10 protein-coding genes are annotated in these 16,366 nt (G+C 62.1%); 2 read left to right on the forward strand and 8 right to left on the reverse strand.

Annotated elements, in window-relative coordinates; translation table 11 throughout:
* Positions 1 to 48: 48 nt before the first annotated feature.
* On the reverse strand, positions 49 to 2,058 hold the full coding sequence (gene rep, locus ACIGEK_RS04675; RefSeq protein WP_397492170.1) for a DNA helicase Rep: 2,010 nt from the start codon (positions 2,056 to 2,058) through the stop codon (positions 49 to 51).
* A 266-nt stretch (positions 2,059 to 2,324) separates the two neighbouring features.
* Between rep and ACIGEK_RS04680 the strand changes: the two genes are divergently transcribed.
* Entirely contained in the window at positions 2,325 to 3,998 is a 1,674-nt protein-coding gene (locus ACIGEK_RS04680; protein WP_397492171.1) for a putative bifunctional diguanylate cyclase/phosphodiesterase, read from the forward strand.
* A gap of 55 nt (positions 3,999 to 4,053) precedes the next feature.
* Here ACIGEK_RS04680 and pbpG read toward each other — a convergent pair whose 3' ends face one another.
* Entirely contained in the window at positions 4,054 to 4,959 is a 906-nt protein-coding gene (pbpG, locus tag ACIGEK_RS04685) for a D-alanyl-D-alanine endopeptidase (RefSeq protein ID WP_397492172.1), read from the reverse strand.
* A gap of 142 nt (positions 4,960 to 5,101) precedes the next feature.
* On the opposite strand from pbpG, the gene chrA reads away from it, so the two are divergent.
* On the forward strand, positions 5,102 to 6,445 hold the full coding sequence (gene chrA / locus ACIGEK_RS04690; protein WP_397492173.1) for a chromate efflux transporter: 1,344 nt from the start codon (positions 5,102 to 5,104) through the stop codon (positions 6,443 to 6,445).
* A gap of 40 nt (positions 6,446 to 6,485) precedes the next feature.
* On the opposite strand, the gene ACIGEK_RS04695 is transcribed toward chrA, so the two are convergent.
* From ACIGEK_RS04695 to ACIGEK_RS04720, 6 genes are all read right to left on the reverse strand, one after another.
* Positions 6,486 to 7,832, reverse strand: coding sequence for a glutamine synthetase family protein (locus tag ACIGEK_RS04695; RefSeq protein WP_397493082.1), 1,347 nt, complete (start codon positions 7,830 to 7,832; stop codon positions 6,486 to 6,488).
* Positions 7,833 to 7,855: 23 nt separating this feature from the next.
* Positions 7,856 to 8,413, reverse strand: coding sequence for a helix-turn-helix domain-containing protein (locus ACIGEK_RS04700; protein ID WP_397492174.1), 558 nt, complete (start codon positions 8,411 to 8,413; stop codon positions 7,856 to 7,858).
* Positions 8,414 to 8,423: 10 nt separating this feature from the next.
* Positions 8,424 to 9,713, reverse strand: coding sequence for an NAD(P)/FAD-dependent oxidoreductase (locus ACIGEK_RS04705; RefSeq protein ID WP_397492175.1), 1,290 nt, complete (start codon positions 9,711 to 9,713; stop codon positions 8,424 to 8,426).
* Between the two features lie 127 nt (positions 9,714 to 9,840).
* Complete coding sequence (locus ACIGEK_RS04710) at positions 9,841 to 11,493, reverse strand: diguanylate cyclase (RefSeq protein WP_397492176.1); 1,653 nt, start codon at positions 11,491 to 11,493, stop codon at positions 9,841 to 9,843.
* The gene (locus ACIGEK_RS04715) at positions 11,486 to 11,872 is read right to left on the reverse strand and encodes a response regulator (protein WP_397492177.1); all 387 of its coding nucleotides are present in this window, start codon (positions 11,870 to 11,872) and stop codon (positions 11,486 to 11,488) included. Before ACIGEK_RS04715 ends, ACIGEK_RS04710 begins: the two co-directional genes overlap by 8 nt.
* A complete protein-coding gene (locus ACIGEK_RS04720; RefSeq protein ID WP_397492178.1) occupies positions 11,865 to 16,328 on the reverse strand; it encodes a PAS domain S-box protein in 4,464 nt (1,487 codons plus the stop codon). The genes ACIGEK_RS04715 and ACIGEK_RS04720 overlap by 8 nt, the downstream gene beginning before the upstream one ends.
* Between the last annotated feature and the right edge of the window lie 38 nt (positions 16,329 to 16,366).

A 16,366-nucleotide genomic window follows, 5' to 3' on the forward strand; every position in this document is an offset into this window, starting at 1 on the left:
CAGGAGGTGACGAAATACGTCTTGCCTACGCCCGTGCGCTGTTGGCGGTTATTTTTTTAGCATGGCGCGCATATTGGCCAATGCCGAGTTGCCGGTGGCGGCCTTGACCTCGGGTGCTGCATCCTCCAGACCTTCCCAGACCAGATCCTCGGGTGGCAGTTCATCGAGGAAACGGCTCGGTGAACAGTCGATTATTTCGCCGTACTGTTTGCGCTTGGCGGCGAAGGTCATGGTCAGGTTGCGTTTGGCCCGGGTGATGCCGACGTAAGCCAGGCGGCGTTCTTCTTCAACGGTGTCGGCCTCAATGCTGGAGCGGTGCGGGAGAATTTCTTCTTCCACGCCGAGGATATACACCGAGGGGTATTCCAGGCCCTTGGAGGCGTGCAGGGTCATCATCTGCACGCCTTCGGCGCCGTCTTCTTCCTCCTGCTGGCGTTCGAGCATGTCGCGCAGCACCAGTTTGCCGATGGCGTCCTCGATGGTCATGTCGCCGTCTTCGTCGCGCTCCAGGGTGTTCTTCAGCGCTTCGACGAGGAACCAGACGTTGCCCATGCGCGCGTCAGCGACCTTGTCGTTGGAGGCGTTCTGCCGCAGCCAGTTCTCGTAGTCGATGTCCATGACCATGCTGCGAATGGCGGCAATCGGGTCGTTCTGCGCGCACTCCTGGCGCACCCGGTCCATCCACGTGGTAAAGCGTGCCAGGCGTTCGGTGTAGCGCGCGTCCAGCTGCTCGCCGAGGCCGATCTCGCCGGCGGCAGCGTACATGCTGATCTTGCGGCTGGTGGCGTAGTTGCCGAGCTTTTCCAGGGTGGTCGAGCCGATCTCGCGGCGCGGTACGTTGATCACCCGCAGGAAGGCGTTGTCATCGTCCGGGTTGACCAGCAGGCGGAAGTAACTCATCAGGTCCTTCACCTCCTGGCGGGCGAAGAAGCTGGTACCGCCCGACAGGCGATAGGGAATCTGATGGTGCTGCAGTTTCAGCTCCATCAGCTTGGCCTGGTAATTGCCGCGATAGAGGATGGCGTAATCGCTGTAAGGGCGCTGGGTGCGCAAGTGCTCGGTGAGAATTTCCAGCGCCACCCGTTCGCACTCGGCGTCTTCGTTGCGGCAACGGATCACGCGGATCTCGTCGCCCATGCCCATCTCGCTCCACAGCTGCTTTTCGAACGCATGCGGGTTGTTGGCGATGAGGATGTTGGCGCACTTGAGAATGCGGCTGGTGGAGCGGTAGTTCTGCTCGAGCATCACCACCTTCAGCGAGGGGTAGTCCTCTTTGAGCAACATCAGGTTTTCCGGGCGCGCGCCGCGCCAGGCGTAGATCGACTGGTCGTCGTCGCCAACCACGGTGAACTGGTTGCGCATGCCCACCAGCATCTTCACCAGCAGGTATTGGCTGGCGTTGGTGTCCTGATATTCGTCGACCAGCAGGTAGCGGATGCGGTTCTGCCATTTTTCCAGGATGTCGGCGTGCTCCTGGAACAGCACCACCGGCAGCAGGATCAGGTCGTTGAAGTCCACTGCGTTGTACGCGCGCAGGGTGCGCTGGTAGTGCAGGTAGACGATGGCGGCGGTCTGTTCCTTGGGGTTGCGCGCGCCTGCCAGTGCCTGCTCGGGCAGGATCAGGTCATTCTTCCAGCTGTCGATGTAGTTCTTGATCTCATCCGCACCATCATCACCGGCATATTCCTTCTGCATGATGTCGGTCAGCAGGGCCTTGATATCGCCATCATCGAAGATCGAGAAGCCCGGCTTGTAGCCCAGGCGGGCGTATTCCTTGCGGATGATGTTCATGCCCAGGTTGTGGAAGGTCGACACCGTCAGGCCCCGGGCCTCGGGGCCCTTGAGCAGGGTGCCGACGCGCTCTTTCATTTCCCGCGCGGCCTTGTTGGTAAAGGTCATGGCGACAATGTGGCGGGCCTGGATGCCGCAGTTTTGTACCAGGTGGGCGATCTTGCGGGTAATCACGCTGGTTTTGCCGGAGCCTGCGCCGGCGAGCACCAAAAGTGGGCCGCCGACATAGTTCACGGCTTCCTGCTGCCGGGGGTTCAGTCGGGACATGGAGTCAATCGTCAGGCGGAATGGGCGCGCATTTTAACAGGCCTGGCGCTTTCTGCCGTGACCATCTGGAAGTGTGTTGCAGTGCACATAATGGCAAACAGCCAGGCTTGGTTAATTTTGCTAATCCAGTACTCTGGTGCCACTTTCGGGTCCTTGCCATGCCGCAGGGCGCGCGCCACTGACACAAGGATGTGCGTGATTAGACGTCGATTACGACGCATCCGAGCGGGTTCAATGCTCTTTATCTGTGCAGTGGGGGAAGTTTTTTGTCCGCGTTCGTCGAACCATTACGGTTGCTTTTGCTGGCGGAAACTCCAGGCTGGGCGCAGTTGCTGCGCGAGCGCCTGAGTGCGCTCGGCAGTGGTTATGCGCTGATTACCGCACCGTCCTGGGAGGCAGCCAGCGCGCTGTTCGATAAACCCAGCAACGCCCTGCTCCTGACCACCGCGAAATACCTGCCTGCCTCCGGGCGCTGTTCCTTACCGATTGTCCTGCTGCTGGATGCCGAGCCCGATGCCGAGCCCGAGGGCGTGTCCGATTGGCTGGTGCGCGACCAGCTCAGCGCCGAGGTGCTGCGCCGTTGCCTGCGCTATGCGCGCGAACGCGGCAACCTCAACGACACCTTGCACCGCCTGGCCGAACAGGACGCGCTGACCGGGATTGCCAATCGTCAGGGCTTTCAGACCCTGCTCGCGGCGCGTCTGGCTGAATATGAAGGTCGCGGCCTGACCCTCGGCCATCTCGATCTGGATAACTTCCGCCACGCCAACGATGCCTTGGGCTACCAGGGTGGCGACAGTCTGATTCTGCAGGTGGTGGCGCGGATCAAGGCGCAGTTGCAGGCCGGTGACCAGGTGGCCCGCCTGGGCAGCGATGAGTTTGCCTTGTTGCTCGACAGTCGCCGCGATCCTCAGCGTGCCGAGCGCCTTGCTGCGCAGATTACCGAAGCCCTCGGCGAGCCTTACTGGATCGACGGCGAAAGCCTGCTGATCGGCTGCAGCCTGGGCCTGGCGCATTCGCGCGCCGAGAGCAGCGCCGACCCACTGATGTGGCATGCGCATATCGCCATGCAGCAGGCCAAGAGCCAGCAGGGCTGCACCTTTCATATTTATGACGAACGAATCAATCGCAGCGCGCGCAACCAGGCCGACCTGGAAAGCGAGCTGCGCCGCGCCCTGCGCCGTGACGAGCTGGAGCTGCACTACCAGCCGCGCTTGTGTCTGCAGACCGGGCGCATCGTCGGCCTGGAGGCGCTGGTGCGCTGGCGGCACAGCGTGCATGGCCTGCTGGCCCCTGATGAATTTGTGCCGCTGGCCGAGGAAAGTGGGTTGATCGTGCCGCTCGGCTACTGGGTTATCAGCCGCGCGTTGCGTGATATGCAGTGGTTGCGTGGGCGTGGTCTGCCGGCGCTGCATATGGCGGTCAACCTGTCGTTCCGCCAGTTTCAGGACAGTCAGCTGCTGCCGACCCTCAGCCGCCTGATCGAAGAGCGCGGGGTGGATGCGCAGTGGCTGGAGTTCGAGCTGACCGAAACCGCGGTAATGCGCCGCAGCGATCAGGTGCAGCAGACCATGCTGGCCCTCGCTCGCCTCGGCGTGCGTTTCTCGCTCGACGATTTTGGCACCGGTTTTTCCTCCTTTGTGCACCTGAACAACCTGCCAATCACCCTGCTGAAGATCGACAAGAGCTTTGTCGGCGGCATGGGCGATCGAGCGGAGAACCGTCAGCTGGTGAGGGCCATGATCAACCTGGCGCACAACCTCAACCTTCAGGTGGTGGGCGAGGGAGTGGAGAACGCCGAACAACTGGCACTACTGCGTCAGTACGGTTGCGATCAGGTGCAGGGTTACCTGATCAGCAAGGCTTTACCGCTCCCCGAGCTGGCGCGCTTTCTGGTGTTTGGCATGCGCCAGCCATTGTTTGGCTTGAACAGCGGCTGAGCTACTGCCGGAACTAATAAGGCCCGCTGTCTGCGGGCCTTATTGCATGGGTGGTTTACTGCGTGGCTTTGGCCTGGCGCTGCGCCAGTTTCTGCTGGCGGTAGCTGATGGCGGCTGGCGGTACGGCGGTGACCTTACCGGTTTCCAGCCAGCGTTTGAGGCGGTTGGCGTCGGCCATGTGGGTGTATTTGCCGAAGGCGTCCAGCACCACGAACGCCACCGGGCGCTTATTCATCACGGTATTCATCACCAGGCAACGGCCGGCCTCACCGGTGTAGCCGGTCTTGCTCAGTTGCACGCTCCAGCCGGGCTTACGCACCAGGTTGTTGGTGTTACGAAAACCCAAGGTGTAGTTGGGCTTACGGAATGCCTGGGTTTTTTCCGAGGTGGTAGTGAATTGGCGGATCAGCGGGTATTGGTTCGCAGCCTTGAGCATCAGCACCAGGTCACGGGCGCTCGACACGTTGTGTTCCGATAGCCCGGTGGGTTCGACAAAGCGCGTATGGCGCATGCCCAGCGCTTTGGCCTTGGCGTTCATGGCTGCAACAAAGGCAGCGTGGCCACCCGGGTAATTGTGCGCCAGGCTTGAAGCCGCGCGATTTTCCGAGGCCATCAGGGCTATCCAGAGGGTGTCGTAGCGACTTAACTCGCTGCCCACGCGAACCCGTGAGAACACCCCGCGTAGCTCTTGAGTGTCGCGGATTGTGATCGGCAGGATTTGATCCAGCGGCAGCTTGGCATCAAGGGTGACCATGGCGGTCATCAGTTTGGTCACCGAGGCAATCGGCACAACGCTGTCGGCATTGCGCTCGTAAAGCACCTGATTGGTCTTTAGGTCGACCAGCAGAGCACTGCCGGCTGCCAGATCCTGTTGTTTCGGCGCGGCGGCCTGGGTGTTCGATGCAACTACAACGCTGCTGCAGATCAGCAGCAGGCTTACTATCGAATGGCGGATTTTCACAGTGAGCTTCACGGGCAGGTTGAGGGTGGGCACAGCGCTGCCAAGTATACGGAAATCCGTATCTGAGCTTGAGCCGTGCTGGCTTAAATCGTCATGCACTCACGCTATAGTGCGACCGCATTTATTGCCGTGAGTTGCCCGTATGTCCGAATCGTCTGCACCCACTAAGCCGCCAGCGGTGAGCCTGCGCGAAGCTTTCTGGTTTTGGCTGAAACTCGGCCTGATCAGCTTCGGCGGGCCGGCCGGGCAGATCGCGATCATGCATCAGGAGTTGGTGGAGAAGCGCCGTTGGTTGTCCGAGCGGCGTTTTCTGCATGCGCTGAACTATTGCATGTTGCTGCCGGGGCCGGAAGCACAACAGCTGGCCACTTATATCGGCTGGCTGCTGCACCGTACCTGGGGCGGGGTGATTGCTGGGGTGCTGTTCGTGCTGCCGTCGCTGTTTATCCTGATCGGCCTGTCCTGGCTGTATATCGCTTACGGCGATGTGCCGCTGGTGGCGGGATTTTTTTACGGGATCAAGCCGGCGGTCACCGCGATTGTGCTGCAGGCGGCCTGGCGCATTGGCTCGCGGGCACTGAAGAACAACTGGCTGTGGGGTATTGCCGGGGCATCCTTTGTTGCCATCTTTGCCTTCAACCTGCCGTTTCCGTTAATCGTGCTTGGCGCCGCGGTGCTCGGCTACCTCGGCGGTCGTTTGCTTCCGCAGCAGTTCAGCCTGGGCGGCGGGCATGCGGCGCAAAATGCGAGCTATGGTCCGGCGTTGATCGATGATGACAGCCCGCCGGCTGCGCATACGCGTTTTCGCGCGTCGCGCCTGGCACTGCTGCTGGCGGTGGGGGCGCTGCTCTGGGTGCTGCCAATGGGCCTGTTGACCTGGCTGTATGGCTGGGATGGCACGTTGACGCAGATGGCCTGGTTCTTTACCAAGGCCGCATTACTGACCTTTGGTGGCGCCTATGCGGTGTTGCCGTATGTTAACCAAGGCGCCATCGGCCATTACGGCTGGCTGACGCCGACGCAGATGATCGATGGGCTAGCGCTGGGGGAAACCACGCCGGGACCGCTGATCATGGTGGTGGCGTTTGTGGCGTTTGTCGGGGCTTATCTGCAGCCGGTGTTTGGCGGTGATTCGGGCTTTGTCAGCGGCGCAGTGGCGGCAGCGCTGGTCACCTGGTTCACCATTCTGCCGTCCTTTCTGTTCATCCTCGCCGGCGGGCCGCTGGTGGAATCGACCCATGGCGAGCTGAAATTTACCGCGCCACTGACCTCAATTACGGCGGCAGTGGTAGGGGTGATTCTGAATCTGGCGTTGTTCTTTGCCTACCACGTGCTTTGGCCGCAGGGCTTCGGCGGCAGCTTCGACTGGTCGTCGGGGCTATTGGCCGTGGCAGCGGCGCTGGCGCTGCTGCGCTTTAAACGCGGGGTGATGGAGGTGCTGCTGGTGTCGGCGCTGGCCGGGTTGGCGGTGTATCTGTTGCGTTGAAGTCGCGCGCCCGCTGCAGAGGCAGCGGGCGCGCTGTCCGTTAGAGAAACCAGCGGTATTCCCGTGCACTGACTTCCTGCATAAAGGCCAGGTGGTCCTGGCGCTTGTTCTCGCAATAGACCATCACAAACTCACTGCCCAGTCCTTGGTTAACCACAGGGTGGTCGCGCATGGCGCTGACTGCGCCGAGCATGTCCTGAGGAAAGTCGATGCCGCTTTGGCGGTTCTCGTTGAGCGGGGCAATCGGCTCCTGGCCGGCATCCAGGCCGTGTTCCATGCCGGTGAGAATCGCCGCCAGTACCAGATAAGGGTTGGCGTCGGCGCCGGCCAGGCGGTGTTCGATACGCAGGTTTTTGCCGTCCGATTCGGGGATGCGGATGCACGCATCGCGGTCCTCGAAGCCCCAGCTGGCACGGCTGGCGGCGTTGACCATGGCACCGTAGCGGCGGAAGGCGTTGTGGTTAGCGGCGAAGATCGGCATGCAGTGCGGCAGCAGCTCCAGGCAGCCGGCCACGGCGTGACGCAGCGGGCGCTGCTCATCGGCGGCCAGCAAATTGTTGCCGGCGGCGTCATACAGGCTCACGTGTACATGCATGCCGCTGCCCGGCGCGTGCAGATAGGGCTTACTCATAAAGCTGGCGCGCTGGCCGTGCTTGAGCGCTACACCGCGGGTGCTGCGGCAGAACAGTGCGGCCCAGTCGGCGGCGCGCAGGCCGTCGTCACAATGGCCGAAGTTGATCTCGAACTGGCCGGGGCCGAGTTCGGCGGTAATCACATTGGCGTCCACGCCCTGTTCATTGGCAGCGTCAACGATCTCGTGCAGCACATCGGCGAAGCGCGACAGCCGTTCGATATGCATATTCGGCTGGTCGTCGGCATCGTCGCACAGCGGGTCGCGGGGGAACTGCGGCAGGCCGTCCTGCAGCTTGCGGTCGAACAGGTAGAACTCCAGCTCGAACGCCACCACCGGGCGGATGCCTCGCGCTTCCAAGCGTTTGAGCACGCGGGCGAGCACTTCACGGGGCTCGAATTCGATCGGTGCTTCGGTGCCATCGGAGCTGATCAGCATCTGCGCCAGCGGCTGGCTTTCCCAGCGCACCGGTTTGAGCGTGCCAGGGATCAGCCGGCGCGGCGCGTCAGGGTCGCCGTCGTTGAAGCAGTAGTCGCCAATCGGGTGCAGACCGCCCTGCACGCCGAGCAACACGCAGTTCTGCGGGATTTTCAGCGGGCTGCCGGCGGCAACCTTCTCGAGCATGTCGATGGGGTAACGCTTGCCGTAGAAATGCCCAGGGATGTCCAGGCTGATCAGGTCGACATAGCGCACCTCGGGGTGGGCGGCGCGGAAGGCGCGGACTTCGCTGAGCAGGTCGGGGAATGCTGTTGTTATTGTCATGGTGGTATCTGCGCGGATCAGGTAAAGATCCAAAGCACTCGTGTCGTGGAATCGGAAAGGTTGGCGTAGCGAAACTGTGCGTGTGGCGGCAGCTGGAAGCTGTCATTCGGACCAAGGGTGACCGGCTCGGCAGCGTCGCCGTACCAGATCGTCAGCTCGCCTTCGAGAACAAACCCGCCTTGTTCGGAGCTGTCGTTCAAATGCCCATCGCCGCTGGTGGCGCCGGGCTGCAAGTGGCTTTCGAGCATAGAAAAGCCGCCGGCCATGGTCGGTGAGGCCAATACGTCGGTGATGCCACCGGCGTAATACAGGGTGCGGCGCTCGCCGGGGCGGGTGACCCAGGGCACTGCCCGCGGCTTGCTCAGGCTATAGAAATAGGTGGTCGGCACGCCCAGGGTTTCGCTGATGGCGGTGAGGTCAGCCACGGTCGGGCGCGACAGGCCGCGCTCGACCTGGGAGAGAAAGCCCACCGAGCGGTCGATCCGCGTCGCAAGCTCACCCAGGGTGAGGTTCTTGTGCTTGCGCAGGTCGCGGATCAGGATCGCCAGACCTTCGACTTCTTCCTGCATATCCATGCTCATGTCCTTAAATAACGTCGCGCAGCCGATACCAGGCCTTGCCGACGGCTTCGATCGGCGCAGCCAGCAGATCGCCGCCGGGGAAGCGCGGGTTGCTCAGGCCCTGGTACAGCTCAAGCAGGTCGGCGTCGCCGAGGATCGCATCGCTGACTGCGCGGGCGGCGGCCAGGGTCGGCAGGATGCCGTGGCCGGAGAAGCCTTGTAGCCAGTACTTCTGCCCGCTGCGGCCAACATCCGGGGTGCGGTGCATGGTGCAGTCGATATGCCCGCCCCAGCCGTAGTCGATCTGCACGCCGCGCAGTTGCGGGAACACCCGCTCCAGATACGGCCGGGTCGCCGCCGGCACGTCCGCCGGGATGCCGCCCAGGTAGGTGCAGCCGCCGCCGAACAGCAAGCGGTTGTCCGGGGTGACGCGGAAGTAGTCCGGCACGAACTGGTTATCGATGGCGCAGGTGCCGCGCGGGAACAGCGAGCGGGCCAGTTCCGGGGCCAGTGGCGCGGTGGCGACTTGATAGGAACCCACCGGCAGCAGGCGTTTCGCCAGATGTGAGTCGAGGCGGTCGATATAGGCGTTGCAGGCCAATACCAATACGTCGCTGCGAATATCGCCGTGTTCGGTGCGCGCGACATAACCGTCTGCGGTCTCGTGATATTCCAGCGCTTTGCTCTGCTCGAAAATCCGTCCGCCGGCTTGTTCGATGGCGTCGGCCAGGCCCTGGGCCAGTTTCAGCGGGTTGAGGTGGGCGGCGCCGCTGTCATGCAGGGCAGCCAGGTAACGTGGGCTGGCGATCCATTCGGGCAGTTCATTCTTGGGGATAAAGCTCAGCTGCGAGTAAGCGTATTTCTGCTCGGCCTCTTCGAGGCTTTCCTGCAGTTGGCGCACGCGGCGCGGCAGCACGGCGGTGTAGATCGCGCCGGTGCGGTAGTCGATATCGAATTTATGCCGCTCGGGCAGCTCGCGCATTTCCTCGGCGGCCCAGACCATGCTGTTCCACAGGCGGCGCGCGCGTTCCAGACCGAGGGCTTTCTCAAACGGCGGCATGTCGCAGGACCAACCCGGCAGCGCTTGCCCACCGTTGCGCCCCGAGGCGGCCCATGCCAGGCGACTGGCCTCGAGCAGCACCACTTTTTTGCCCGCCAGAGACAGGCGCAGTGCGCTGTGCAAGCCGCTGAAGCCCCCGCCGATAATCAGCACATCGCACTGCAGCGACTCCTGCAGGCTTGGGCGCAGGGGGATCTGACTTGGATAGGTGCCGGCGTAGTAGGTGCCGATATGCTGGGCGGATTGTTTGAACATGGCGCGTCTCATGAAATTTTATTTAAATAATTTCATGAAAATCTACGCTAAAAATTTCATAAAGCCAAGCCTGAGCTGCCATGACATGTCTGAGCCGCTTCACGTCTGAGCGTTCAAAGGGTGTTGGTCACCGCACCTGATTGCGTCCATTGTGCTTGGCGGCGTACAGCGCGCGGTCGGCTTTATCCAGCAGATCGTCGGCACTCGCTGGCGTGTCTTCGGTGGAGGCGATGCCGGCGCTCAGGGTTACCGAGAACTGCTGGCCATTGGCGATAAAGTGCAGTTCGGCAAAGCGCTGGCGGATCTCATCGAGGATTCGTAGCGCCTGGTCCGATGGACAGTCCGGCAGCACCACGAGGAACTCTTCGCCACCATAGCGGCCCAGGCTGTCGATGCGCCGCAGGCGTTGGCGCAGCAGGTTGGCCAGGGCGCGAATCACGTTGTCGCCAGCGGCATGGCCATGGCTGTCGTTGACCTTCTTGAAGAAGTCGATATCCAGCATCGCCACGCTGGCCGGCTTGCCACTGCGCTGCGCGCGCTCCAGTTCGACCGCCGCCTGCTCCTTGATATCGGCGTGCTTGAGCAGCCCGGTCAGGCTGTCGCGCGACAGCGCGTTGCTCAGCAGGCGCGCGCGCTGTGCACGGGAGAACACCGCGGCGACCAGCGCATTGTCGGAAATCGGTTTGGTGACGAAGTCATCGCCGGCCTTGATCAGGGCGTTCATCTGCCGGTTGATATCGGTTTCTGCCGACAGATAGATGATCGGTACGCGCAGCCACTCGTCGTTCATGCGGATGATCTGCGCCAGCTCTGGTCCGGTGCAGTCCGGCATATTGACATCCAGCAGCACCACTTCGGGGTTAAAGCTGCGCATACGTTCGAAGATGTCGGCGGGTGTGTGGAGCATTTCCACCAGCATGTTGGCACCGCGCAAAATAAGGCTAAAGCGGCAAGCCAACTCCTGGTCGTCATCAATGATCAGCACCCGGTACGGTTCGCCCTGTTGCTGGGCGAAGCAGCGTTCCAGGCGGTTTTCCAGCTGGGGAATGTCCACCGGTTTGGTGAAAAAGCCCATGGCGCCGACGCGCACCGCTTCCAGGTACGTAGTGAAATCGTCCTGGGTGGTGATCACCAGCAGTGGCAGCGGTTCGTCCAGGCGTTGTTGCAGGGTCGCGGCATACTCCAGGCCGGTCAGGCTCTCGTCGGGTAGGTTGACGTCGACGATCAGCGCATCGGGCAGTTGCTGTTGCAGTGCGTTATCGAGTTCGCTGATACGGCTGAAGTGCTCGGCGTGGTAGCCGAAGTTGTTCAGCGTCAGGCGCATGTTCTCGCCAATCGATAACTGGTCTTCGAGGATGTAGATGCGCCGCGCGCTGTTGTTGGGCCGTGGCGGCTTGACCGCACGGCTGGCGGGCTCCTGGCTGCGTTCGGCCTGAAACTGCTGGCGCGCCAGTTGCTGCAGGCTGTGGCTGAAGTCCTGCAGGCTCTGTTGCTCCTTTTGCAAGGTTTCCAGCCACTGATCGGCTTCCTGCTCCAGTTCGCGGGCGCGTTGGCCGAGGCTGCTGAAACCAAAGGTGCCCGCGGCGCCAGCTAGTTTGTGCAGCCGGTCGCGCAGGCTTTGTAGGTGCTGCAGCTGCTCCTGTGGGTCGGCGGCGTGCAGCAGGCGTTCTGCGTTCTGCGCGAGGTCAGGCAGCTCTGTTTGAAGGCGCACGGCGAAGGAATCACTTAGCTTCTGCACATGTTGCTGCAGTTCATCGGCGGCGCTCTTGCCTTTACTCATGGGCCAGGCTCCAGATTTTGCGCACCTGCGCGGCCAGCTGCATCGGGTCGAAGGGCTTGATGATCACATCGCGGGCGCCGAGGCTGCGGTAATGGGCGATTTCCGTCGGTTGCACCTTGGCGGTCATAAAGACCACTGGCACCAGGTTGATGTCGATCAGTCGAGCGATCTGCTCCAGGGTTTGCGGGCCGTCCATGTCCGGCATCATCACGTCCAGCAGAATAAAGTCCGGGGCAAAGCCCTGGAGCTGATCCAGAGCGTCCTGGCCGGATGAGCAGCTGAGCACCTGAAAGCCACCCACCGCTTCGAGCGCCAGCTTGGCCACGGCCTGGATCGACGGGTCGTCTTCCACATGCAGGATGCGCTGTAGCTCAGACATGCTGGTTTTCCTCAGGGCTGGCCTCTAGGGGCAGGGTAGTCAGTTCGAACCAGAAAGTCGCGCCGTGGCCGGGGCTTGAGTCGAAACCGATCTGCCCACCCATGCGTTCGATGATTTCCTTGCTGATGGCCAGGCCCAGGCCGGTGCCGCCTTTCTGCCGGGTGTCGGTGGCGTCGGCCTGGGAGAATTTGCTGAAAATCCGCGCTTGGAAGTTTTCCGGCACGCCGGGGCCGTGGTCGGTCACGCTGACGCGAATGCGCGCATCGTGTTGCTGGACGCGCACTTCCACGCTCTGCCCCTGGGGCGAGAACTTCGCCGCGTTCGACAGCAGGTTGGCCAGTACCTGGGCTAGGCGCAGTTTGTCGACGCGCACGCGGGCCTGGGTTGCCGGGTTTTGCAGCTGCAGTTGCACCTGGTAGTGGCTGGCGTACGGCTGATTTTCTTCGATGGCCTGCTCCAGCAGCGGTTGCAGCGCTTCGTCCTGCAGTTCGAAGAGCATCTTGCCGGCCACCAGTTTTTCCATGTCGAGCAGGTCGTTGATCAGCAGGTTGAGGCGCTGGCTGTTGTCCTGAGCGATCTGCAGCATCTGTTGCATGCTCGCCGGCACGGCGCCGAGGGCGCCGCCATTGATCAGTCCTAGGGAGCCGGCAATCGCGGTCAGCGGGGTGCGCAGCTCGTGGCTGACGGTGGAAACAAACTCGTTTTTCATCCGCTCGATGCGCTTGCGCTCCTCAATGTCGCGGATCACCGCGATAAAACGCCGTTCGCCCTGGTGGCTGATCTGTGAGACCGCCAGTTCTATGGCGAAACTTTCGCCGTTACTACGCATGGCAGTGAGTTCAATGTCCTGGCCAAGCATCTGCTGGATGCCGGTTTTCAGGAAGTGGCTGAGGTAGCGGGCGCGCATCGAACGTTGCTGCTCGGGCAACAGCAGGGTGGCACGGTGACCGGAGACCTCCAGGTGGCTGTAGCCGAAGATGCGCTCGGCGGCGTGGTTGAACGTCTCGATATAGCCCTGCTGGTCGATGGTAATAATCGCATCGAGCACGTTGTCGAGCAGGGTGCGCAGGTAATCCTCGCGCTCACGGATAGCCATCTCGGCTGCGATACGCTCGTTAAAGTCCTGAATCTGTACCACGAAGTGCACTGGCTGGTCGCCCGCATCGCGGACCAGGGATACGCTCAGCAGCACCCAGATGATCCGGCCCTGACTGTCCAGGTAGCGTTTTTCCATTTGATAAGCGCTAATTTCGCCGGCCAGCAGCTCTTCGATATTCTGCAGGTCGGCCTCCAAGTCGTCAGGATGGGTGATCTGCTGGAAGTCGCTACGCAACAGCTGCTCGCGGCTGTAGCCGAGCATTTCGCAAAGCACCTCATTGACCTCCAGCCAATGCCCTTGCAAGGACACCAGGGCCATGCCCTGAGGCGCGGTACTGAAGGCGCTGCTGAAACGTTGTTGGCTAAGGCGCAGTTGGTCTTCCACGGCCTTGCGATCGCTGATGTCCCAGATAAATCCGGAAATCCATTGCAGCTCGCCATGGCTGTCGTATTCGCCCCGGCCCTTCTCACGCACCCAGACGCTGTGACCGTCGGCGTGCAGCAGGCGATAGGTCAATTCGAAGGATTCCTGACGTTCGATGGCGGCCACCGCGCGGAAGGTGATTGGCAGATCGTCGGGGTGTACCACGCTGGAGAAGCTGCGTACGCGGTTGTTGATAAAGTCACTGGCTGGGTAGCCGCTGAGCGCCTGGATTTCCTCACTGAGGTAACTCATCGACCAGCTTTCATCGTTGCGGCAGCGGTACACCGCCCCCGGCAAACTGCTGACCAGGCCGCGGAAGCGACTCTCGCTCTTCTGCAAGGCGCGGGTGGTCAGGTGCAGGTCATTGATGTCGCTGGCGATGCCCAAGTAGCCCGTGATTACCCCCTCGGCATCGCGCATGGCGCTGACCGTGAGGTTGACGATACGTTGCTCGCCGTTCTTGAGCCGGTAGGTCCACTGGCGGGTTTCCGGCTCGCCTTGGTCGGGGAGTTGGGTGAGCACCGCAAAGCCGCTGACTTCAGTGCCGAGCTGCAGGCTCAGCTGCTGGCCACGCTCCTGTATTTCCTCGGCCAGGTGGAACAGCGCCGGGCTGTGCAGGCCAATCACTTCGGCGCTGCGGTAGCCCAGCAGGCGCTCGGCGCCGGAGTTGAACAGGGTGATCAGGCCGCTGCAGTCGGTGGTGATGATGGCTACGCCAGTGGCTGAATCAAGCACCGCCTGCAGGAAGCGTCGTGCCTCGCGGGTCTGTTCTTCATGGCGCATGCGCTCCAGGGTGGCGCCGACCCAGCGGGCGAACAGGCGCATAAATTCTTCGTCGGCATCGTCAAATGGCTCCGCGCGGGCCTCGCTTGAGGCGAAGCACAGGGTGCCGAAGCGCTTGCCGGCAACCCAGATGCTGGTGCCGATATAACTTTCCAGGGCAAACAACGGGTAGCAGGGGTGTGCGGCATGTTCGCTCTGGCCCATGGCGGCAATGGCCAGCACATCGTTGCTGCGCAAGGTGATGCTGCAGTAGGTATCACCAAGGGGGAAATACTGGCCGTCCTGCAGGGAGTCTGGCGGCGACACCTGAACCCTTACCTGGTAGGTGTCCGCGTCGATCTGGCTGATGATGCCGATCGGCATGTCATAGAACTCAGCCCCTAGTTGCAGGGCCTGGCGCAGTTGCTCATGGCTGCTCAGCTTGGGCAGTGCGGCAATCGCGTTGAGCGCGCGCAGGGCTGCCTGCTGGCGCTGCATATGCTGCTGGGTTTGCGCGCGCTGGTTATCGCGGCGCAGGGCTTCGAGCAGTTGACCTAGGGTGGTCAGCAGCGGCTGTAGCTGGGCGGGAAACTGCTCGTCATAACCGCCTGCGCGGTTGGCCAGGCCGAGCATGCCGCGCAGCTCGCCGTTGGCGTGAATAGGCAGGCCGGCAAACGCCAGCAACGGTGGATGCCCTGGCGGTAAACCGGCGCTATTAGGGTGATTAGCGGGGTTATTGCTGATCAGCGCCTGGCCGCTGCGGATGACCTGGCCGAACAGGCTGTCGAGGTTGCGGAACTCAAGCCCTTGCGGTGCATGGGCGTCATAGAAGGCGCGACTGTCTTTGTCCCAAGCGATATTGCTGATGGCGAAGGTGCGCAGAAAGGGCGCGCCTGCTTCGTCATGGCAGATTTCACCGACAAAGCCGAACTGACTGGCGCTGACCTCGAGAATCCGCCCGAGCAGGGTGTCGAAAGCCTCGCGCTGGTTGTCCGCGTTGATATAGGCCGCCTGCGTCTGGGTAATCAGGGCCAGCAGTTGGCGCGACTCTTCAGTTTGTTGGTGTTTGCTCTGCAGCTCGGCGTGGTGGCGGCGCATAACCTGCTGGCTGCTGTGCCGGGTGGCCTGCAGCAGCAACAGCAAGAGCATTTCGGCGGCGAGCCAGGCCAGCAGCCACTTGACCACCTGCCAGCGGTTGTCGCGCTGGTGCAGGTTGTACAGCGCCGTGATATCGCGCCAGGTCAGTGCCAGTAGCGGGCTGCCGGTGCTGGCCGGGTCAGCCTGATAGCCATTCAAATACACCTGGTTGAGCAAGTAGGTGCGGCCTTGATCGTCGAGCAGCTTGAAGGTATTGCCGGCCTCGGGGTCTGGCAGCCGATGTTGCGCTTGCCAGCGCTGCACCTGAGCCTGGGAATAGCCCGCCAGGTACCAGTGATTGCGCTCTGTAGCCGGGGCGCGCAACGCTTCACCGCTGCTGCCTGGCGCTTGTGCTTGGCGTTTGAGTAACAGCGCCACCCCTGCATCCAGTTCGCGGTCCAGCTGTTGCAGGTTGCTCAGCACATCCAGGCTCACCTCCAGCGCGCCGACACTCAGCAGGCCGGCAGGGCTTTCCACCTGCAGTGGCACGATGGCGCGCATGCTCAGGTTGTCGCCACTGGTCGCCAGGCCTGCAGTTGCCACCCCATAGCGCAGGCTGTCCAGCAGCATGGGCCGCTGTGCAGCAGGGAAGTCAGCAAACCACTGCGGCTTATGCACCCGCAGCAGCACCTCGGCCGTAGGCGCCAGGTGGACAAACAGTGCAAACGGGCGAATGCCTTGCAGGTTGCGCCAGCGCGGGGTCAGGCGGGTATACAGCTGATTGCGGATGGCACTCAGGCTTTGCGCATCTGCTGGGTCATTGCTTTGCAACACATGGGCCTGGCGTACCAGTTCGACCAGCCAGGAGTCGGCAGCGATGGTCTCGGCCAGCAACTGCGCCTGTTGCTGCAACTCCTGCTGGCTGTTACGCAAGGTCAGGCTTTGCAGTTCATGCTGCTTGGCGATTTGCAGGTTCCATAGGGTTTCCCGCTCATTCAGGGCAAAGCCGCCGAGCACACTGAAGAAGATCGCCAGGCCCAGGCTGCCGAGGCCGATGATCCAGTGGATGGTGTTGGGCTTGAACGGCTTAAGCATTCATCCGCCTTATCACGCGTGCATACAGAGAGAACGTC

It is taken from the genome of Pseudomonas sp. NPDC079086, assembly GCF_044542155.1.
Lineage (GTDB): Bacteria > Pseudomonadota > Gammaproteobacteria > Pseudomonadales > Pseudomonadaceae > Aquipseudomonas.

Bases quoted from the DNA above. Each gene is read 5' to 3' on its own strand.
- ACIGEK_RS04705 (WP_397492175.1), bottom strand. From the start codon at position 9,713: ATGTTCAAACAATCCGCCCAGCATATCGGCACCTACTACGCCGGCACC.
- rep (WP_397492170.1), bottom strand. From the start codon at position 2,058: ATGTCCCGACTGAACCCCCGGCAGCAGGAAGCCGTGAACTATGTCGGC.
- ACIGEK_RS04720 (WP_397492178.1), bottom strand. From the start codon at position 16,328: ATGCTTAAGCCGTTCAAGCCCAACACCATCCACTGGATCATCGGCCTC.
- ACIGEK_RS04710 (WP_397492176.1), bottom strand. From the start codon at position 11,493: ATGAGTAAAGGCAAGAGCGCCGCCGATGAACTGCAGCAACATGTGCAG.
- ACIGEK_RS04715 (WP_397492177.1), bottom strand. From the start codon at position 11,872: ATGTCTGAGCTACAGCGCATCCTGCATGTGGAAGACGACCCGTCGATC.
- ACIGEK_RS04700 (WP_397492174.1), bottom strand. From the start codon at position 8,413: ATGGATATGCAGGAAGAAGTCGAAGGTCTGGCGATCCTGATCCGCGAC.
- chrA (WP_397492173.1), top strand. From the start codon at position 5,102: ATGTCCGAATCGTCTGCACCCACTAAGCCGCCAGCGGTGAGCCTGCGC.